We start from the raw sequence: 20044 nt of genomic DNA on the forward strand, positions 1-20044 counted from the left end.
TGGCGCGCCGCCTTACAACAGCGCCGCGATGCGCCGGCCGAGTTCCTCGGCCTGCTGGCGCGACGCGATATTGGTGAAGCTCAGCATCAGCCCGCGCGGGCCCGCGGCCGACGACCAGCGCGACAGCGCCTGGGCATACATGCCGTGTTCGAGCATGCGGTCGGCCAGCCGGGCGTCGCTGGCGCGGCCCGCCAGGCGCACCACCAGGTGCATGCCGCCCGGCTGCGGCTCGATCTGCATGCGCGACCCGAAGGCGGCCGCCAGCCCGGCCGCCGTGGCCTGCCGCCGTTCGGCATAGAGCTTGCGCATACGCTGGATGTGCCGCGCGAAATGTCCTTCGGTCATGAACTGGCTGACGATGCCCTGCGCCAGGCCGGGCGCGCCCGCGCCCAGCACCTGGTTGATGCGTTCGAAGCGCGGCACCAGCGCCGTCGGCACGACCAGGTAGGCCAGCCGGATGCCCGGGAACAGCACCTTGCTGAAAGATCCGGCATACACCACGCGGCCATGGCGGTCCAGGCTCTGCAGCGCCGGCAGCGGGCGGCTGACATAGCGGTATTCGCCGTCGTAGTCGTCTTCGACGATCCAGGCCTTGCGCTGGCGCGCCCAGTCCAGCAGCGCCTGGCGCCGCGGCAGGCTCAGCGACATGCATAGCGGGCTCTGGTGGGCGGGCGTCACGATGGCGGCCTGCGCGTCCGCGTAGCGGGCCACGCCTTGCGCGACCTGCATGCCTTCGGCGTCCACGGCGACCGGCGCCGGCTCGATGCCGGCTTGCGCCAGCAGTTCGCGGGTGGGCGGATAGCCGGGATCTTCCACCCAGGCGCGCGCGCCCGGGTGCAGCAGCGCCTGCACGATCAACTGCAGGCTGCCGCGATAGCCGGTGGTGACGAATACCTGCTCGGGCGAGCACAGGATGCCGCGCGCTACCTGCAGGTGCGCGGCAATGGCGGTGCGCAGCGCGGGCAGGCCATGCGGCGGCGGGTACATCAGGTCGGCCGCCTGCATGCCGCGCAGGTAGCGGGCGCCCAGCCGCGCCCAGAGCTTGCGGGGAAATGCATCGAGCGCCGGCATGCCCATCTGGAACGGCAATAGCGCGGCGGGCGACAGCCAGGCGCCGCCAGCAGCCGTGCGCGTCGGCGCGGCGGCGACCGCGGCTGCCCGCGGCTGCAGGCCCGGGGTCACGATGGTGCCGGCCTGGCCGCGCGGCTGGATATAGCCTTCGGCGCCGAGCAGCGCGTAGGCCGTTTCGACCGTGCCGCGGGCCACGCCCAGTTCCTTGGCCAGCGCGCGCGCCGCCGGAATGCGCCCGCCCGGCTTGAGCACCCCCTTGGCAATCGCATCGCGAAAGCGCGCGTAGATCTGCCGGTACAGGGGCTCGGCCCCGGCGCCCGAGAGCGGTGGCGAATGGTGCGGGGGCGATAATTTCATGGACTAGTCCATATGTCGTTTTATGGCTCTTTCGATTATGTCATGGACTGCCTAGCATGACGGCATCGCTGGTGGCGCGCCACGCGCGGCCGCGGCCCACCCCATGTTTCAGCAAGGACAGTCATGAACCCACCGCCCCTCCGCCACGTCGAGACCGCCGCGGAGCTGCGCGCCTGCTTTCCGGTGATGCGGCAATTGCGGCCGCGGCTGGCGGACGCCGCCGATTTCATCGAGCGCGTGGCGCGCCTGCGCGCGGAAAACTACCAATTGCTGGCCGCCTGGGACCAGGACCAGGTCGTGGCGCTGGCCGGCTATCGCCTGCAGGAAAACCTGATCTACGGGCGCTTTCTTTATGTGGACGACCTGGTCGTCAGCGAGGCGCAGCGCGGCGCCCGCTGGGGCGCCCGGCTGCTGCAGGCGCTGGACGGCATCGCGCGCGGCGCGGACTGCCGGCAACTGGTGCTGGACACCGGCCTGGCCAACGCCCTGGCGCAGCGGTTCTACTTCCGCCAGGGCCTGCTGACCGGCGCGATCCGCTTCAACAAGATCCTGGACAATCCATCCTCATGAGCATTCTGCGCATCACTTGCAGCCCGCGCGGCGCCGCCTCGGAAAGCCATCGCCTGGCGCAGGCCATCATCGGCCGGATCGCCTGCGCCGATGCCGCCGCCGCCGAATCCGTCGTCGAAGTCGACGCCGGCCGGCTGCCGCATGTAGACCCCGACTACGCCGCCGCGCTGTGCGCGGCGGCCGATCCGGCCGGGCCGGTGGCCGAACGCGGCTCGTTGGGCCTGTCGTCGCGCCTGATCGCCTCGCTGGCGCAGGCCGACTACGTGGTGATCGCCACGCCGATGCACAACTTCACGGTGCCGTCGGCCCTGAAGGCCTGGATCGACCATGTCGTGCGCGTACGCCACACCTTCAACATCACGCCGGAAGGCAAGATCGGCGTCCTGGCCGACCGCCCGGTATTCGTGGCGATTTCGGCGGGCGGCCTGTTCTCGGGCAGCGGCCCGCGGCAGCCGGATTTCCTGACGCCCTACCTGAAGACGGTGCTGGGCACCATCGGGCTGCGCGATGTGACGTTCTTTTCCGTGGAAGGCACTGTGCGCGGCCTGGATGCGCTGCGCGCCGCCCGCGCCGACGCCGAAGCGCAGATCGCGGCGGCGGTGGCGCGAACCATGGCGCGCCGCGCGGCGGTTGCGGCTTGCTAGCGCCGCGCGTCCCGCAGCCGCCATCACGGCGACGAGGATCAAGATGGCGTGATACCCGCCGCTTCGACATAGCCTTTCCAGCGCAGTTTGTCCTGCTTGACGAAGGCGTCGATCTCTGCGGGCGAGGCGGGGGGATAAACCAGGAAGCCCTGCTTCATATAAGTGTCTTGCACGCTGGGCGTGTCCAGGGTCGCCTGGAACTCCCGGTTCAGCAGTTCCACCACGTCCGCGGGCGTCTTGCGCGGCGCGAACACGGCGTGCCAGGTGACCACGTCATAATCGCTCCCGACGATGCTGGCGATGGTGGGCAATTTGGGCGCCCAGGGCAGCGTCTCGCTGCTGGACACGGCCAGCGCCACCAGCTTGCCGGCCTTGACCAGCGGGTCGACGACCGACCAGGCGTCGATATGAAAGGTATTGCGGCCGGCCGCCAGGTCGGACATGGCCGTCATATCCTTGTACGGCACGTGCAGCACGCCGGGTGCGCCGATTTTCTGGCAGAAGATCGAGCCGGCAATATGGCTGGACGTGCCCACGCCGTAGGAACTGAAGCTGCATTTCGCCGGATCCTTGCGAATGTGGGCGACCAGCTCTTCGGCCGTCTTGATGCCCAGGCCGGCGTGGGCCACCAGCACCAGCGGCAGCTTGGCGGTGCGCGACACGGCCGCGAAGTCATGGTCCGGATCGAAGGGCAGGCTGCGGTACACGTACGGATTGATGCAGAATGGCGTGGCGGTGGAATACAGCAGGGTTGCGCCATCGGGGCGCGAGACGGCCACCTGGCGGGTGCCGATGTTGCCGGCTGCGCCCGGCTTGTTCTCGACGATGAAATTCCCGCCCAGGCGGTTGGCGACGTCATCGACGAGCAGGCGGGCGATCACGTCCGTGCTGCCGCCCGAACCGTATGGCACGATGACGGTTACCGGGCCGGCCGGGTAGCCGCCGGATTTCGCCCGCGCGAATCCGGGCAAGGCGGCGGTTCCGCACAGGCTGGCCAGCACTCTCAAGGCATTGCGACGCTGATGGTTCATGGATTGCTCCTGTAGTTGGGATCACGTCCGACCCCTTCATCGCGGCCTGGGTCCGGGACCCGGCCGCGTCGGACGGTGCAAGGCTGGAGCCGGCTGCAGAGTGCCTGGGCACAGAACGAACCGGATGAATCCCGACAGCTTATGGATGGATGGAGAGCTTGCCCCCGCTCGTCGGTCAGCGGGCCCTCCAGTGGTCATAGGCATCCCGCGCCTGGTACCAGCTGCCTATGCCGAACAGGAACCAGGTATTGCCGAAGTAAAACGGATGGCCGGGTATTTCCCCCATGTCGAAGGCATTGATCGGATCGCGCGACTGCGCGGCGATCTTGCGGCCGACGCTGTCTCCCAGGTAGCTCATCATGGCCACGCCGCTGCCATTGCAGCCGAGCGCGTAATACAGGCCGTCGGCGCCGCCGATATGCGGCATGGAGTCCAGCGTCATGGCCACATTGCCGCCCCAGCTGTGGCTGATGCGGGTGCCCGCCAGCTGCGGAAAGCGCTTGAGCATCGCGCGATGCAGCAGCCGGGCCGTAGTGTCTTCGCGGGTCGGGGTAAAGCGTGCCCGGCCGCCGAACAACAGGCGCCGCCCGTCGGGCGACAGGCGGTAATGGTTGACCACGCGCCGCGATTCGGACACCGCGCGATTGGTGGGCAGCAGGCTGGCCGCCAGGTCGGGCGACAGTTCTTCAGTGGCGATCATGTAGGTGGCGATCGGAACCACCTTGCGGCCCAGGTCCGCCAGGCCGGGGCCGGTGTAGCCGTTGGTGGCGATCACCACTTGTTGCGCGCGCACGGTGCCGCGCGGCGTGTCGATGTCGTAGCCGCCCGCCAGGCGGGCGATGCGCTGCACCGGGGTGTTGCCGTGCACCCGCGCGCCGGCGTCGCGCGCGGCTTGCAGCATGCCGCCGTACAGCTGCGCCGGATGCAGGTGGCCGGCGCGCTCGATCAGCGCGGCGCCGTGATAGATGGGCGAGCCGATCTCCGCGGCGAGCTGGTCGCGCGGAATCATGCGGGCATTGGAGCCGGTGCAACTGTTCAGCTGGTCCAGGCGCTGCTGCCAGGCCTGGTAGTGTTGCGGCACCCACATGGTGGTCAACCGCCCGGTTTTTCGCCAGCCGCATTGGATGCCGTGCGTCTCGATCAGCGATTCCACGTAGGTCATGGAATCGGCCGCGTCGCGCAGCCGCTGGGCCAGGCGCTGCTCGCGCTGCGCGGGGCTTTCGCCGACGGAGGCCAGCGCCTTCTTCTGCACATTCACGCCGCCGGAGACCTGCCCGCCCGAGCGCGTGCTGGCCCCCTGGCCCGGCCGTCCGGCCTCCAGCACCAAGGCCTCTATGCCGGCCCGGCGCAAGGCCAGGGCGCAGCAAATGCCGGTGTAGCCGCCGCCCACGATCACGACGTCGGCGTGGGCCGGCAGCGTGTCCAGGCCGGTCTCGGGCGGTTCGTAGGCCTCCCACCAGTAGGGGCGGCGCTGGAAGTCCGGGGTGAATATGTCAGCGGTAGAAGCCATGCGATGCTCCCGATGTGGTGGAAACCGCCAGGCTTCAGGCCCCGGCCGTGGCGCCTGCGCTGATGGTGTGCAGCGGCGGCAGGTCGGCATAGCGCTCGCTCAGCCGCGCATAGACGCGCTCGATGTCTGCCGCGCCGCCACCGGAAGGCGGCGGCGTGTCCGACAGGGCGGCAAACAACTGGTGCTTGACGAAAAACCGCCAGGCGACGGGGATGGCTGCCAGGATGCGCGTCATGGCGTCATAGCGCTGGGCCGTCCAGATGCTTTCGAAGCGTGTGCGGCCGGGCCCATAGTCGAAATGACTGTCGGCGCCGCGGGCGGCGCCGCGCAATTCGCGCGTCGCGGCCTCGTCCACGGTCAGGTCGTCGCGCACCACGACGCCGTAGGCGGCGCGGGCGCGTGCCGGCGATACAAAGCCGCAGCGCACATCTTCCAGCACCTGTTCCACCGGCCGTTCATGGGGATGCCCGTAGCCGCCGCCGGCCGGGCCTTGCAGGCGGATGACGTCGCCGGGGGCGCAGTTCACCAGGTCGCTGTTGCGCAATTCTTCAGGGTTTTCGGAGTCCGGGTTCTTGATGAAGCGCGAATTGGCCCCGGCCTTGCCGCCGACCACGCCCCAGGCCGCCAGTTCCGAGCGGTTGCGGTTGCGCGCCGTGACGACGCCGTTGGGCGCCAGCAGCCTGAACTCCATGGTGGCGGCATTGCCGCCGCGCAGCCGGCCGGCGCCGCCCGTATCCGGGACCAGGCCGTAGCGGATGATCTCGATGGGGACTTCGGCTTCGTTGATTTCCACCGGGGTGTTCTTCAGGAACGCGTTGTTGGCGCCGCAACCTTCCACTCCGTCATGCTCCGGCCCGCCGCCGGCGCCCCCGCCGCACGGTCCGATGGACGACAGCACCTGGCGGCCTTCGCGGGTGGCCGTCTTGACGTTCAGCAGGGTCGATCCGCCTGCGGGGCAGGCCGGCAGGCGGTCGGGCAAGGCCCGGCTGAAGACGCCGAAGGTGCAGGCCTGGATGACGGCCGCCATCAGGCTGCGCATGCCTACCGCGGCGGGGGCGTGCGGGTTCACCACCGAACCTTCGGGCAGGATTGCGTGCATGGGGCGCACCGATCCGGCGTTCAGGACATTGCGCGGCGCCAGGGTATGCATGACATAGATCAGCCCCACCGTGATGACCGAATGGTGGCCATCCCCGCCGGTCGGCACGTTCAGGGACGAGGCCACCTGGGGATCGCTGCCGGTGAAGTCCAGCTCCAGTTCGTCGCCGCGCACCCGCAGGGTGATATGTATGCGGCAGGGATAGCCGCCCACCGAATCTTCGTCGGCATACTCCGAGAACTCGTACTCGCCGTCGGGGATGCCGCGAACCAGGGCGCGCGTCTGCTGTTCGGCGTAATCCAGGATCGCTTCCGCGCCCTGCATGAATTCTTCGACGCCGAAGCGGTCGATGATCTCGTGCACTTTGCGCTCGCCCACGTTCAGCGCGGCGATCTGCGCATTGAGGTCGCCCTGGTTCTGTTCGGGCATGCGCACATTCACCTGCATGATGCGCAGCAGTTTTTCGTCGATGACGCCGTCGCGCATCAGCAGCATGGGCGGTATACGCAGTCCTTCCTGGTGTACTTCGGTCAGGGTGCGCGACAGCGAGGCCGGCACGGCGCCGCCCATGTCGGTATTGTGGATGTGGGTGCCCACGAAGCAGACCAGCGTGCCGCCGCGGAAAACCGGCTTCCATACGTGCATGTCCGGCGTGTGCGTCGACACATAGCCGCTGTAGGGGTCGTTGGTCAGGTAGATGTCGCCTTCGCGGTAGTCGTCGAACATCGCGATGACGCGGCCGTAGTCCAGCCCGGTGTACCAGGTGGCGCCGAAGGTCTTGGGCGAGGCGAAAGTCTTGCCCGCCGGCGTCATCAGTTGCGCCGAGAAGTCCTCGGTTTCCTTGACGAAGGTGGAGTAGGCCGTGCGCATCAGCGTATAGCCCATGGCCTCGGCGGCGGCCGTGCAGTGGTTGGCCAGGACTTGCAGGCGGAAATTGTCCAGGGTCGTGCTCACGACGCGGCTCCTTCGGAAGTGATGCGCAGGTTGGCGAACTCGTCGACATGGCAGGCGTGGTCGCACGGGATCACCGTGGTGCAGTCGTCTTGCGTAACGATGGCCGGCCCGCTGAAGCGTTGCCCGGCGTGCAGGGCGGTGCGGGCATACAGGTCGACCTCGCGGAAGCCGCCGTCCAGCCAGACACGCAGCGAGCGTTCCGGACGCGGGGCGCCCGGGCGCGACGGGTGGCGCGGGAAACGCGGCTTGTCGTTGTTGCCGGCAATGACGACGCGCAGGCTGACGATCTGCACCGGAGCGCGCTCGTCGGCATGTCCGTACAGCTGGCGGTGCATGGCGTGGAAGGCCTGCCCTATGGCCTGCAGATTGCCGGCTTGCAGGTCGGCCGGGTCCAGTACGGTGTCGATTTCGTACGATTGGCCGCGGTAGCGCATTTCCGCGGAATAAACCAGTTCGGCCTGGTCGACATGGCCCTGTTCTTGCATCAGCCACTGCTCCGCGCGTTGGCGCAGCGTGGCGAACTCGTCGCGCACGGTGGGCAGGTTGGCCGGCGTCAGGTCTGTGTACACCGTCTTCAGGAAGTCGCTTTTCAGGTCGGCGATCAGGCCGCCCAGGGCGCTCAGCGTGCCGGGCGAGGGCGGCACGACGACTTCCTTGACCTTGATCTCGCGCGCCAGGAAGCAGCCCAGCATGGGGCCGGCGCCGCCGAAGGCCAGCACGGCGTATTCGCGCGGGTCGATGCCGTAGCGCGACACCAGCCCGCTGACTTCCGCGCACATGCCCGACACCGCGATCTGGATAATGGCTTCGGCGGTCTCTTCGATACCGCGGCCCAGCTGGCCGGCCAGTTCGCCCACGGCTTCGCGCGCCGCCTCGACGTCCACTTCCACCGCCTGGTAACCCAGGTCGGAATGCCCCACCAGGCCGCAGCACACGAAGGCATCGGTAATGGTGGCGCGGGTGCCGCCGCGCCGGTAGCAGGCCGGCCCGGGGCGCGAGCCGGCGCTTTCCGGGCCGACCTTCAGCACGCCCAGCGGGTCGACCCAGGCGATGGAGCCGCCGCCTTCGCCGACCGACGACACCGACACTGACGGGATGTGGATCTGGAAGTCGCCGATCAGTTCGCCGACCCCGTACATCGGCTTGCCATCCATGATGACCGCGATGTCGGCGCTGGTGCCGCCGATGTCGAGGCTCAGGCAGCGGGGAATGCCGGCGGTGGCCGCCACATGGCTGGCCCCGATGACGCCGGCCGCGGTGCCCGAGAGAATCATCTGCACGCAGTCGCGCTTGCCTTGTTCGGCGGTCATGACGCCGCCGTTGGACTTGGTCAGCCGGGGTTCCGGCCGCACGCCGGCGTTCTTCAAGGCGCTTTGCAGCGACCCCAGGTAATGCGCGACGCGCGGTTGCACGTAGCCGCCGATGACCGCGGTGATGGTGCGCTCGTATTCGCGGATGATGGGCCAGGTCTCGCTGGAGCACGACACGGGCAGGTCGGGCGCGAGCGACTCGATGATCTGCTTGGCGCGCAGTTCGTGGGCCGGGTTGCGGTAGGAGTGCAGCAGCGAAATGACGATGCCTTCGGCGCCGGCCGCCCGCGCCGCCTGGACGGCGCGCTGCACGCTGGCTTCGTCCAGCGGCTTGCGCACCGAGCCGTCCGGCGCCATGCGTTCGGCGATGCCGAACACCATGCTGCGCTTGACCAGCGGCTCGGGGCGCCGCGACAGCAGGTGGTACATGTCGGGCGTCTTCAGGCGCGCGAGTTCCAGCACGTCGCAGAAGTTCTCTGTGGTGAAGAGCGCCAGCTTCAGGCCCTTGCGCTGGATGACGGTGTTGATGCCCACCGTCGTGCCGTGGGTGAAGTAGCTGATCTGCCCGGGCTGGATGCCGTAGCGCTCGCCCAGCATGCGCACCCCGGCGATGACTTCCTGCCCCGGCTCGTCCGGGCGGGAAAACACTTTCAGGCTCTTGATCTCGCCGCTGTCTTCGTCAAACACCGCGAAATCCGTGAACGACCCGCCGATGTCGACGCCTACTCTGTACCCCATGAATGCCCCCAAAACGATGTCGCGGAGTGAGCGAACCGCTTGCAGGCGCCCCTGAAGCGGGTTATGATGTTCACTAGATGAACAATAATTTCATACAGTGGTCAAATGAATGATAATAGGTCGGTCCAGAGGTGTCTAGCCATCCTGCGCGCTTTCCGTAGCGGGCCGGGGCAATCCCTGACGGCTCTGTCCAAGGCGGTGGAACTGCCGCATTCCACGGTGCTGCGCCTGCTCAACACGCTGCAAAGCGAGGGCTATGTGCGCAAGGAAGGCACGCTGTGGTCGCTGACGCCGCAGTTGCTGGAAATCGGCTTTGCCGCCCTGGCCAATACGGGCGTCAACGATGTCATCCAGGCGGCGCTGCAGGCGCTGGCCGAACGCTGTTCGGGCACCGTGAACATCGGCGAAAAAAGCAAGGACGAAGTCATCATCATTGCGCGCGCCAGTTCCGAGTCCGAACGCCGCAAGATCCTGGTCGTCAATCTGCGGGTGGGCAATTCCCTGCCGCCGGGCAGCGCCCTGTGCGCCGCGCTGGACCTCCCCGAAGACCAGTGGTCAATCGCCGTCTACCCCGATCGCAAGGTCACCACGGTGGGCATATCGCTGTTCAGCGGGCCCGCGCGCAGCCTGTCGCTCGGGCTGTCCGTGAATGACGAGGACTATTCCCGGCAGCGCATAGAAAGCGAACTGCTGCCGATGTTGCGGGCGGCGCGCGACGAGATTCGGCGGTTGATGCGGTTGGGCGAGGTATGAAGGCGCCCGTCCGCCGCCTGGCCGGATAGACTCCGGCCAGGCAGGAAGCGGACAGGGCGCTGCGCGGTTCTTTGCGTGTGTCAGCGCCGCGCGTCCCCCAGCCTGCGACGCAGGCCGGCGGCCGCGGCCACGGCCAGCAGCGCGGCCAAGCCGACGATCAGCGCGGCCGCGCGCCAGCCATAGGCGTCGATGGCGCGGCCCACCGCGACCGGCCCGACGATCTGGCCGAGGTTGTTGCCCTGCATGATCAGGCCGATGACCATCGGCGTCAGCGCGGCCGCCGGCGCCGCGAGCGGCGCGCTGGACAACAGGGTGGCGGGGATCAGGCCGCCCACCGCGGAGAACAGCATGCAGAGCAGGAAGGTCGGCGTCGCGGGCAGCACTGCCAGGAAGACCAGCAGGCCGGTCGCGCCCATCGCCAGGCTGGCTCCCGCCAGCAGCAGGGGCCGTGGCACGCCGCGCGACAGCAAGTAGCCGGCGGCCAGGTTGCCAAGAATGTTCACCGCCGAGGCCAGCGCGCTCAATGCGCCGGCCGCGCCGTGGGCGACGGCCATGCGCTCCATGAGCAGGACCGGCAGGAAGCTGAACAGCGCGAAGAACATCAGGCTGTACAGCCCGAAGGCGCCGGCCAGTATGGCGGGGCTGCCGGCGCGCCATACGCCGGCGGCGTCGCGCGGCAGGTCGCGCCACGCCACTGCGCGCCGCGCGCGCGCCGCCGGCACGCACATCATGACGCCGAGCGCGGCCAGCAGGGCCAGGCCCGCGCCGGCCCACCACAGCGCTTGCCAGCTGCTTGCCAGCGGTCCCAGCAGCATGGCCGCCGCCATGCCGGCGGGCATGAAGCAGCTCCACAGCGCGAAGGCCTGGTCGCGGTGACGGGCCGCGACTACGTCGGGACGTCCCAGTATGGCGGGCGCCGCCACGGTGACGAACAGAAAGCCCGCGCCTTCGAGGACGCGCGAGCCGAGCAGCACGGCGTAGGAACTGGTGGCGGCGCCCAGCGCCGCTCCGGCGGCGATGCCCAGCAGCCCGGCCGCCAGCACGCGCTTGTCGCCCGCGCTGCTGACCACCGCGCCGGCCGGAATGCCGCCGACCACGCCGAGAATGGCGAAGATGCCCGTCAGCCAGCCGATCGCGCCGAGGTTCAGGCCGAGGTCGGCCTGCAGCATGGGCACGGCGATGGCGGCCTTGCCGACCTGCACGGCGGCGACCACGCCGCTGGCCACCACCATTGCCACGGTGGCCCATTGTGTCGCGCCGGCCGGCGCGCGGAGTGGCGCATCTTGGGTGAGGGTGGACATGGATGATCTCTTCAATGCAAAACAGGCAAATGCTAGCGAGCCAGGTCGAACAGCAGAAGTGACATAATTACGATAGTTTTGATCAGAAAAACAGATCATGCTGGACGCCCTGACCCTGGACCAGATCCGCACTTTCGTGGCCGTGGCCGACTGCGGCAGTTTTCGCGCCGGCGCCGGCAAATTGCGGCGTGTGCAGTCGGGCGTCAGCGCCAGCATCGCCAACCTCGAGACCCAGCTCGGCATCCAGCTGTTCGACCGGTCCGGCCATCGTCCGGTACTCACGCCCCAGGGCCAGGCGCTGCTGGCCAATGCGCGCGACATCCTGCTGCGCGTCGACGCCATGCGGGCCCGCGCGCGCGGTTTCGGCGACGGGGTGGAAGCGGAGCTGGCACTGGTGGTCGACACGCTGTTCCCCTTGCACCAGATCGGGCAGGCCATCGCCGCCCTGCGGCCGGCTTATCCGTGGGTGTCGGTGCGGCTCGCCATCGAGCCGCTGGGCGGCCCGCTGCAGGCCCTGCTGGACCAGCGCTGCACCCTGGCCGTCACGGTCGGCGAGAACTTCCGCGATCCGCGCATCGCGCTGGAGGCGCTGTCGTCCGTTGAGCAAGTGGCGGTGGTGGCGGCCGCGCATCCGCTGGCCGCCACCGACACGCGCGCGCTGGATGCCGCGGACCTGGCCGACCATGTGCAGATCGTGCTGGCCGACCCGACTCCGCTGTCCAGGGGGCGCGATTTCGGCGTCATGTCGCCGCAGACCTGCCGGGTCAGCACCCAGGACGCCAAGCACGCGCTGATCCTGGCGGGAGCAGGGTGGGGGCGCCTGCCCTTGTGGCTGGTGCAGCGCGACCTGGACGAAGGCCGGCTGGCCCGGGTGCGCACCAGGGCGCTGGGCCGCAATGGCGCGGTGGCCTCGGAAGTCTACCTGGCGCATCGCGTCGACGCGCCGCTGGGGCCGGCGGCGCGCCATCTGGCCGACGCGCTCAGGCGCTGCGCCCGCCAGGGCTTTCGGTCAGCGTGAGCAGCCGCCAGGCTCCACGGCGGGGATCATGGCCGCCTGGCCGTGCAGGGCGCCATCGGCATCGCGCAATTGCCAGACCGTGGCGCCGGCGATCCAGAAGTGGCGCTGGTGCTTGGTGATGCGTTCGCCGCGGTAGTCGTCCACATAGCCGTCGCGCCGCACCCGCTGCAGGAAGCGTTCGCGCTCGTCGCGCTGCGGCGCGGCGGCCGACAGGCGCGACGGCAGGGCGGTGAGCTCGTGCCAGTCGTATTCGAACAGCGCCTGTGCGCGTCGATTGCCATAAACGAATACCGGGTCGGCGGCGGTGTTGTGCGCCAGCAGCCCGAATGGGGCCTCTTCATACAGCCAGCGGGCGGCCGCGTGGGCGGGCAGGTCCGCCGGCAGCAGCGGCCGGCCGGTCAGGCGGCGGTAGCTGCCGGCCAGCAGTTCGGCGAAAGCGAGGTCGGTGCGCAGGTCCATGCGGGCATTGTAATGAGGCGGCTTCGACCTGCCGCGCCCGGTCAGCGCGGCTTCACGTTTTGCGCGCGCGGCTTGTCGTGGGGCAGGGCGCTTGCTTCGTCGGCGAAGATCTCCCGCTTGAGCTTGCGCAGCAGCCGCGCGGCGTCCCGGTTCGAGTCGCCGATGGCTTCGGCCAGCTTGGCGAGGGTGTAGGCGATCTGCTCGCGGCGGTAGGGATCGATCATGATGGAGCGCCCGGATGGGGCAGGGTCTTCGAGGGGGGGCGAACATGCGCAATGCGGCGACCGTCAATGTTTCACCAAACAGCCGGCGCCCATGCGTGCGAATAAGCCAGGGAAAATGGCCTTGAACGCGGCTTTGGCCTGCCGCCCAGTAAGCCGGCCCGGCCGGCATGGCGTCAAGCAACAAAATTGTCTAGTATCAAGGGCAGTTGCAATATTTGAATAACCAGGCAACGGCCCCGCATGCGCTCCCGCGCCGGACGGCCGAGGAGACATCGTTCATGCAACGCATCATGAAAGTACTGGCTGTTTCCATTGTGACCGCCATCACCATGCCGCTGGCCGCGCTGGCGGCGCCGGCCAAAGTGATGGCGCCGGGCGGCCCGGGCGGCGGCTATGATGCCGCGGCGCGGGTCCCGCTGCAGGTCATGCAGGAGGCCGGCATTTTCACCGACGGCTTTCAGGTCACCAACAAGGGCGGGGCCGGCGGCACCATCGGCCTGGCCGAGTTCATCAACACCAGCAAGAACGACGACAACGCCATCATGTCGATGGGCGCGATCCTGGTGGGCGGCATCATCCTCAACAAGTCGCCCGTATCGCTGGACGGCACCACGCCGCTGGTGCGCCTGACCGACGACGCCGACGTGCTGGCCGTGCCGGTCGATTCCCCCCTCAAGACGGTCGACGATGTGATCGCCGCGCTGCGCAAGAACCCCGGCGCGCTGGCCATCGGCGGCGGCTCGGTGGGCGGCGTGGATCACGTGGCGGCGGGCCTGATCGCCAAGGCCGCCGGCGTTGCGCCCGGCAAGCTGAACTACATCCCCTATCCGAGCGGTGCCGAACTGGTGCCGCTGCTGGTCAGCGGCCAGCTCAAGCTGGCGCTGTCGGGCCTGTCGGAATTCAAGCCCTATGCGGACCAGAAGCGCCTGCGCATCATCGCGGTCACGTCCGAACAGCGCCTTCCCGGCGTCGACGCCCCCACGTTGAAGGAATCGGGCGTGGACGTGGTCATCGGCAACTGGCGCGGCATCATCGGCGCGCCGGGCATGAGCGACAAGGGCCGCGCCATGTGGCTGGAGCGCTTCGAGAAAATGCACGCCTCGCCGCAATGGAAGAAGACGCTGGCCGATCACGGCTGGGCCGATGCCTACCTGGCCGGCGACGAGTTCGCCAAGTTCCTGGAAGCGGAGAAGGTCCGCCAGGAGCAAGTGCTGAAGGACCTGGGCCTGATCAAGTAACACGCCGGGCCACGGGAGGCCGCGATGTCAGCAACGCCGCAACGCCGCCGGCCATGGTGGCTCGGGCTGGCCGTGATCGCCATCGGGGCGGTCTGGGTGCAGCAGGGATACGGGTTGCCCAAGATGGGCGGCTACGCCGGGGTCGGCCCGGGCGATTTCGTCATGATCGTCGGCCTGGCGCTGATCGCGCTGGGCCTGGCCCTGCTGGCGCAGATCGCGCGCGGCGCCTCGTTCGAGCCGCAGGAAGCCGAGAGCGCCGAGGCGGGCGCGCCGCCGTCGCGCAAGGCGCTGGCCTGCGCCGCCGCCGGCGCCGCCATTCCGTTGCTGACCATGCGGCCGCTGGGCTTCCCGCTGACCGCCATGCTGGCGTTCGTCCTGGTCACGCATGCCTTCGGCTCGCGCCGTCTGCTGCTGGACTGCGTCATCGGGCTGGCGCTGGGGCTGCTCTGCTGGTTCGGCTTTTCCAGGCTGGGCGTGACCCTGGGCGGCGCGCTGCCGCTGGCGGGGTGGTGACATGGACGCTTTCGATTCCCTGATGGCCGGCTTCGGCGTGGCCTTGCAGCCGGCCCACCTGATGTGGGCGTTTTTCGGGTCGCTGCTGGGCACGGCGGTCGGCGTGCTGCCTGGCATCGGCCCGGCGCTGACCATCGCGCTGCTGCTGCCGGTGACGGTGAAAGTGGCGCCCACGGCCGCCTTCATCATGTTCGCCGGCGTGCTGTATGGCGCCATGTATGGCGGCTCGACCACCTCCATCCTGCTCAACACGCCGGGCGAGAGCGGCTCGATGATGACCGCGCTCGAAGGCAACAAGATGGCCCGCGCGGGGCGCGGCGCCGCGGCGCTGGCGACCGCCGCGATCGGCTCGTTCGTGGCCGGCACGCTGGCCACGCTGGCGCTGACGTTCCTGGCGCCGGCGATTGCCGAGCTGGCCTTCGTGTTCGGCCCGGCCGACTATTTCGCCCTGATGCTGCTGGCCTTCACGTCGGTGTCGGTGGTGCTGGGCGCCTCGCGCGTGCGCGGCTTTATTGCCCTGTTCCTGGGGTTGGCCATGGGCGTGGTCGGCATCGACGGCCCGACCGGGCAGGCGCGGCTGGCGTTCGGCTCGCCCGACCTGCTCGACGGCATCGACGTCACGGTGGTGCTGGTGTCGCTGTTCGCGGTCGGCGAGATTCTCTACGTGGCCAGCCGCTATCGCAACGCGCCGCCGGCGGTCAACCCGCTGGCCGGCGGCCGCTGGATGACGCGGCAGGACTGGCAGCGGTCCTGGAAGCCGTGGCTGCGCGGCACGGTCATCGGTTTTCCCATCGGCGCCCTGCCGGCTGGCGGCACCGAAGTGCCTACCTTCCTGTCCTACACGCTGGAGCGGCGCCTCAGCCGCCACAAGGACGAATTCGGGCGCGGCGCCATCGAGGGCGTGGCCGGGCCGGAGGCCGCCAATAACTCGGCCGCGGCGGGCATCCTGGTGCCGCTGTTGACGCTGGGCCTGCCGACTTCCGCCACGGCCGCGGTGCTGCTGGCCGCTTTCCAGAGCTACGGCCTGCAGCCGGGGCCGTTCCTGTTCGTCAACAGCGCCGACCTGGTGTGGGGGCTGATCGCCTCCCTGTATGTCGGCAACCTGATGCTGCTGGTGCTGAACCTGCCGCTGGTCGGCCTGTGGGTGCGCCTGCTGCTGATCCCGCGCCCCTACCTGTACGCCGGCATCCTGGTGTTCGCGCTGGTCGGCATCTGGGGCGTGGGGACGTCCTGGATGGACCTGCTGCTGATGTTCGTCATCGGCCTGCTGGGCTATGTGATGCGCGTGTACGACTTCCCGATCGCGCCGGTGCTGATCGGGCTGATTCTCGGGCCGCTGGCGGAAACGCAGCTGCGCCGCGCCCTGTCCATCGGCGAAGGCAACCCGCTGGTGCTGGTGTCGTCGCCGCTGTCGATCACCTTCTTCGTGCTGGCGCTGGCGGTGCTGTTCCTGCCGGGCCTGTTGCGCAAGCTGCGGGCCGGCGCGTAGCGGCGCGGCTCAGCCGCGCTTGGAGTGCGCCGGCGTCACCACCATCAGCATGCGGGCCGGCGTCTTGCCGATGTTGCGGCCCATGTGCGGCTTGCTGCAATTGAAGTGCACGCAGTCGCCGGCCTTCATGGTGAAGGTGTGGTCGGCGATCTGGAATTCGATCGCGCCTTCCAGCAAGTACAGGACTTCCTCGCCTTCGTGCGTCAACAGCTTGGGCTTCATTTTCCCGTCGGGGGGAAAGCTCAGCTCGAAGGCGCTCATCTGCTGGTCCGGCAGGTCGCCGCTGGACAGCCGATAGGTGTAGCCGTGGGCCGTCAGCGCGGGCGTCTCGGCGCGCTCGTCGGCGCGGTATAGCACGTAGTCGGGGCTGGCCGCTTCCGGTTCTTCGAAGAACTCGCGCAGCGGAATATCCAGATGCGTGGCGATGGCGATCAGGTTCGAGATGGAGGCGCTGGCCTCGCCGCGTTCCAGCCGCGACAGGAAACCGGCCGACAGCCCGGTCTGCTCGCTCAACCCCTCAAGCGTGATGCGATGCGCCTGGCGGGCATGGCGGATGCGCGCGCCCAGCTGGCGCGCCACCCATTCGATGCGCTCGGTGACTTTCTGGTTCATGGGTCCTGGACATTCATGGGCCGGCCGACGAAAACCGGCCGCCCATTGTAGTGGCGGGACGCCGTCGGCCGGGCATGCGCGCACCGCCATTGCGCGCCGGCGCAAACTGGCTATAATTTGCTTTGTATGCAAAAAAATTTGCATACAAAGCAAATATGACGCCGTCCGACCCAGGCCGGCGCGGGAGAGAGACAAATCATGAACACCCAACAAAGCAGCCGGCCGCCAGCGCGGCGAGCGCGCCAATGCCGGCTTCGCGCCGCCCTGCGGGCGGTGCTGCTGGCGCCCGCGGCCGTCATGATGTCCGCCGCCACAGCTTCGGGCATTTCCGGCGACGTCGTCAAGATCGGCATTCTCAACGACCAGTCCGGCACGTATGCCGACCTGGCCGGGCCCGGCTCGGTGGAGGCGGCCAGGATGGCAATCGAGGAGATGGGCGGCACGGCGGCCGGCAAGAAAATCGAGCTGATCGCCGGCAATCACCAGAACAAGGCCGATGTAGGCGCCGGCATCGCGCGCACCTGGTTCGACCGCGAGGGGGTGGACGCCATCGCGGATTTCTCCAATTCCGCCGTCGGCTTCGCGGTGCAGGCGCTGGCCGGCGAGCGCGGCAAGGTCACCCTGATCGCGGCCGCCTCGCCGGATTTCACCGGCAAGGCCTGCACCGCGACTTCGGCCCAGTGGGTCTACACCAGCTACACCAACGGCCACGGGCTGGCCCAGGTGCTGACCGCCCAGGGCTACAAGAGCTGGTTCCTGCTGACGGTCGACTACGCCTTCGGCCATGCCTTCGCCGCCGACATCCGCCGCGCCGTCGAGGCCGGCGGCGGCAAAGTGGCCGGCGAGGTGCGCCATCCGCTGAATACGGCCGACATGAGCTCCTTCCTGTTGCAGGCGCAGGCTTCCGGGGCGTCGATCATCGCGCTGGCCAATGCCGGCAGCGACATGACTACCGCCATCAAGCAGGCCGCCGAGTTCGGCATCACGCCGAAGCAGGCGCTGGCCGCGCCGGCGGTGTTCCTGACCGATATCCATGGCATGGGCCTGAAGGCGGCGCAGGGCCTGCAGTTCGTGACCGCCTTCTACTGGAACCGCACGCCCGAGACGCGCGCCTGGTCGATGAAATTCTTCGAGCGGCACGGCGCCATGCCGACCATGACGCAGGCCGGCGTGTACTCGGCGGTGCTGCATTACCTGCGCGCCGTGGATGCGGCCGGCACCGATGACGGCAAGGCCGTCATGGCCAAGATGCGCGAGCTGCCGGTGCGCGACGTCTTTGCCGGGGAAGGGCGGCTGCGCGCCGACGGGCAGATGGTGCACGACATGTACCTGGTGCGCGCCAAGGCGCCGCAGGACTCGAAAGAGCCGTGGGATTACTACGAGATCCTCGAGACCATCCCCGGCGACAAGATATTCAAGCCCTTGTCGGCCAGCGAGTGCCCGCTCGTCCGGCAGTGATACACGACCCAAGGAGACCGCCATGAATGCCCCGCAACACGCTACGCAAGATCCGCCGCCCCGCATCCGCCATGTCGACGAGATGGACTGGGAGACGATCCGCTGGCCGGGCGAGACCGGCAAGATGCTGTTCCATCCCACGCCCGAAGAGCCGACCTTGCCGAACGCCGGCCTGCTGCGGCTGGAACCCGGCGCCTATCACCCCTGGCATCGCCACGACTTCGCCCAGGTCTGGTACATCCTGGAAGGCGAGTTCACCATCGGCGGCCGCCGCTGCGGCCCCGGCACCATGCTGTGCCATGGCGATCCCCATTGCGAGGAGGAACTCAAGACCGAAACCGGCGGCCTGATGGTGATCGTGCAGTATCCCGGCCCGACCACCGGCGGCCGGCCCATCTACGACAAGCGCTTCAACATGTACCAGCGCATCGAGGTGGCGCGCGAACGGACCGACGTGTGACGCCATGGCGCTGATCAACTACCTGACCCAGATCCAGTTCGGCTATGGCGCGCTGGCCACGCTGGCCGGCGAATGCGCCCGGCTCGGCATGCGCGCGCCGCTGGTGGTCACCGATGCCGGCGTACGCGCGGCCGGGTTGCTCGACCGCGTGCTGGATGCGCTCGGCGACGCGCCCGGCGTCGCGGTGTACGACGCCACGCCGCCCAACCCCAACGAGGCCGCGCTGCGCGACGCCGTCGCGCTGTTCCGCGGCGGCCGCCATGACGGCGTCATCGCGGTCGGCGGCGGATCGGCCATCGACCTGGCCAAGGGCGTGACCCTGTGCGGCACCCATGACGGGCCGCTGAAGACCTATGCGGCGATCGAGGGCGGCGCGCCGCGCATCACCGCGCGCGTGGCGCCGTTGATCGCCATTCCCACCACGGCCGGCACCGGCAGCGAAGTCGGGCGCGGCGCGATCCTCATCCTGGATGACGGGCGCAAGGTCGGCGTGCTGTCGCCGCACTTGATCCCGAAGGCGGCGATCTGCGACCCCGAGTTGACGCTGGGGCTGCCGGCGCGCCTGACGGCGGCCACCGGCATGGACGCCATCGCGCATTGCATCGAGACCTTCCTCGCGCCGGCCTTCAACCCGCCCGCCGACGGCATCGCGCTGGATGGGCTGCGCCGCGCCTGGCGGCACATCGAGCGGGCCACGCGCGAGCCGGGCGACCGCGAGGCGCGGCTGAACATGATGAGCGCATCCATGCAGGGGGCGCTGGCCTTCCAGAAGGGCCTGGGATGCGTGCACAGCCTCAGCCACGCGCTGGGCGGGATCGACCCGGCGCTGCACCATGGCACGCTGAACGCGATCTTCCTGCCGGCCGTCATTGCCTTCAACGGGCAGGCCGATTCGGTGCGCGCCGAAGCGAAGCTGGATCGGCTGGCCCAGGCCATGGCGCTGCCCGGCGGCGACGCGGTCGGCCCGGCGATCCGCGAGATGAGCGCCCGTCTGGGCCTGCCCGGCGGGCTGGCGCAACTGGGCGTGACCGAGGATCAATATCCGCGCATCGTCGCCGGCGCGCTGGCCGACCACAGCCACAAGACCAACCCGCGCGAGGCATCGGCGCAGGATTACGTCGAACTATTGCGAAATTCCATGTAAGGGTGGCGGTACAAAAAGTTGCAGCGCCGCATGGCCGCCTTGCTAGCATAGGTGTGCCGGTTCGCCGGTACCGTCAACAAGAGCCATGGAG

General features: G+C 69.0%; 19 protein-coding genes. 10 read left to right on the forward strand and 9 right to left on the reverse strand.

The genetic code is table 11. From position 1 onward, the window contains the following. Positions 1-12: 12 nt before the first annotated feature. Positions 13-1428: a PLP-dependent aminotransferase family protein gene (locus CAL24_RS03645; RefSeq protein WP_094805748.1), complete on the reverse strand. Its 1416-nt coding sequence runs from the start codon at positions 1426-1428 to the stop codon at positions 13-15. Positions 1429-1551: 123 nt separating this feature from the next. On the opposite strand from CAL24_RS03645, the gene CAL24_RS03650 reads away from it, so the two are divergent. Together CAL24_RS03650 and CAL24_RS03655 are read left to right on the forward strand one after the other, a co-directional pair. Beyond that, positions 1552-1998 carry a GNAT family N-acetyltransferase gene (locus CAL24_RS03650; RefSeq protein ID WP_028356780.1) on the forward strand — a complete coding sequence of 149 codons (447 nt, stop codon included), beginning with the start codon at positions 1552-1554 and terminating at the stop codon, positions 1996-1998. Next, positions 1995-2642: an FMN-dependent NADH-azoreductase gene (locus tag CAL24_RS03655; protein WP_094805749.1), complete on the forward strand. Its 648-nt coding sequence runs from the start codon at positions 1995-1997 to the stop codon at positions 2640-2642. The genes CAL24_RS03650 and CAL24_RS03655 overlap by 4 nt, the downstream gene beginning before the upstream one ends. A gap of 38 nt (positions 2643-2680) precedes the next feature. On the opposite strand, the gene CAL24_RS03660 is transcribed toward CAL24_RS03655, so the two are convergent. The 4 genes from CAL24_RS03660 to CAL24_RS03675 form a co-directional block, all read right to left on the reverse strand. Next, positions 2681-3673 carry a Bug family tripartite tricarboxylate transporter substrate binding protein gene (locus CAL24_RS03660; protein ID WP_028356778.1) on the reverse strand — a complete coding sequence of 331 codons (993 nt, stop codon included), beginning with the start codon at positions 3671-3673 and terminating at the stop codon, positions 2681-2683. 175 nt (positions 3674-3848) lie between these two features. Continuing rightward, positions 3849-5183: an NAD(P)/FAD-dependent oxidoreductase gene (locus CAL24_RS03665; RefSeq protein ID WP_094805750.1), complete on the reverse strand. Its 1335-nt coding sequence runs from the start codon at positions 5181-5183 to the stop codon at positions 3849-3851. Between the two features lie 34 nt (positions 5184-5217). Beyond that, a complete protein-coding gene (locus tag CAL24_RS03670) occupies positions 5218-7236 on the reverse strand; it encodes a hydantoinase B/oxoprolinase family protein (RefSeq protein ID WP_094805751.1) in 2019 nt (672 codons plus the stop codon). Continuing rightward, the gene (locus tag CAL24_RS03675; protein WP_094805752.1) at positions 7233-9284 is read right to left on the reverse strand and encodes a hydantoinase/oxoprolinase family protein; all 2052 of its coding nucleotides are present in this window, start codon (positions 9282-9284) and stop codon (positions 7233-7235) included. The genes CAL24_RS03670 and CAL24_RS03675 overlap by 4 nt, the downstream gene beginning before the upstream one ends. A gap of 105 nt (positions 9285-9389) precedes the next feature. Between CAL24_RS03675 and CAL24_RS03680 the strand changes: the two genes are divergently transcribed. Then, complete coding sequence (locus tag CAL24_RS03680; RefSeq protein ID WP_028356774.1) at positions 9390-10037, forward strand: IclR family transcriptional regulator; 648 nt, start codon at positions 9390-9392, stop codon at positions 10035-10037. An 80-nt stretch (positions 10038-10117) separates the two neighbouring features. Here CAL24_RS03680 and CAL24_RS03685 read toward each other — a convergent pair whose 3' ends face one another. Then, positions 10118-11338: an MFS transporter gene (locus CAL24_RS03685; RefSeq protein ID WP_028356773.1), complete on the reverse strand. Its 1221-nt coding sequence runs from the start codon at positions 11336-11338 to the stop codon at positions 10118-10120. 97 nt (positions 11339-11435) lie between these two features. Here CAL24_RS03685 and CAL24_RS03690 point away from each other — a divergent pair, with 97 nt between their 5' ends. Then, complete coding sequence (locus CAL24_RS03690; RefSeq protein WP_094805753.1) at positions 11436-12356, forward strand: LysR family transcriptional regulator; 921 nt, start codon at positions 11436-11438, stop codon at positions 12354-12356. Here CAL24_RS03690 and CAL24_RS03695 read toward each other — a convergent pair. Together CAL24_RS03695 and CAL24_RS03700 are read right to left on the reverse strand one after the other, a co-directional pair. Further along, complete coding sequence (locus tag CAL24_RS03695) at positions 12348-12815, reverse strand: MEKHLA domain-containing protein (RefSeq protein WP_094805754.1); 468 nt, start codon at positions 12813-12815, stop codon at positions 12348-12350. The genes CAL24_RS03690 and CAL24_RS03695 overlap by 9 nt on opposite strands. A 41-nt stretch (positions 12816-12856) precedes the next feature. After that, on the reverse strand, positions 12857-13039 hold the full coding sequence (locus CAL24_RS03700) for a hypothetical protein (RefSeq protein ID WP_028356770.1): 183 nt from the start codon (positions 13037-13039) through the stop codon (positions 12857-12859). A gap of 278 nt (positions 13040-13317) precedes the next feature. On the opposite strand from CAL24_RS03700, the gene CAL24_RS03705 reads away from it, so the two are divergent. From CAL24_RS03705 to CAL24_RS03715, 3 genes are read left to right on the forward strand one after another with little or no spacing between them, the layout of a single operon-like run. Beyond that, positions 13318-14277 (forward strand): tripartite tricarboxylate transporter substrate binding protein, encoded by a 960-nt coding sequence (locus CAL24_RS03705; protein WP_094805755.1) that lies wholly within the window; start codon positions 13318-13320, stop codon positions 14275-14277. Between the two features lie 24 nt (positions 14278-14301). Continuing rightward, positions 14302-14790, forward strand: coding sequence for a tripartite tricarboxylate transporter TctB family protein (locus tag CAL24_RS03710; protein ID WP_028356768.1), 489 nt, complete (start codon positions 14302-14304; stop codon positions 14788-14790). A gap of 1 nt (position 14791) precedes the next feature. Further along, complete coding sequence (locus CAL24_RS03715; RefSeq protein WP_028356767.1) at positions 14792-16279, forward strand: tripartite tricarboxylate transporter permease; 1488 nt, start codon at positions 14792-14794, stop codon at positions 16277-16279. A 9-nt stretch (positions 16280-16288) separates the two neighbouring features. On the opposite strand, the gene CAL24_RS03720 is transcribed toward CAL24_RS03715, so the two are convergent. Then, positions 16289-16891 (reverse strand): helix-turn-helix domain-containing protein, encoded by a 603-nt coding sequence (locus CAL24_RS03720; protein WP_028356766.1) that lies wholly within the window; start codon positions 16889-16891, stop codon positions 16289-16291. Between the two features lie 198 nt (positions 16892-17089). Between CAL24_RS03720 and CAL24_RS03725 the strand changes: the two genes are divergently transcribed. Genes CAL24_RS03725 through CAL24_RS03735 form a run of 3 tightly spaced genes read left to right on the forward strand, consistent with a single transcriptional unit; the run spans position 17090 to position 19953 of the window. Further along, positions 17090-18349, forward strand: coding sequence for an ABC transporter substrate-binding protein (locus CAL24_RS03725; RefSeq protein ID WP_249278471.1), 1260 nt, complete (start codon positions 17090-17092; stop codon positions 18347-18349). Between the two features lie 22 nt (positions 18350-18371). Then, entirely contained in the window at positions 18372-18809 is a 438-nt protein-coding gene (locus CAL24_RS03730; protein WP_028356764.1) for a cupin domain-containing protein, read from the forward strand. A gap of 4 nt (positions 18810-18813) precedes the next feature. Beyond that, entirely contained in the window at positions 18814-19953 is a 1140-nt protein-coding gene (locus tag CAL24_RS03735) for an iron-containing alcohol dehydrogenase (RefSeq protein ID WP_028356763.1), read from the forward strand. Positions 19954-20044 lie beyond the last annotated feature (91 nt).

Source organism: Bordetella genomosp. 2, from assembly GCF_002261345.1.
Lineage (GTDB): Bacteria > Pseudomonadota > Gammaproteobacteria > Burkholderiales > Burkholderiaceae_B > Bordetella_A.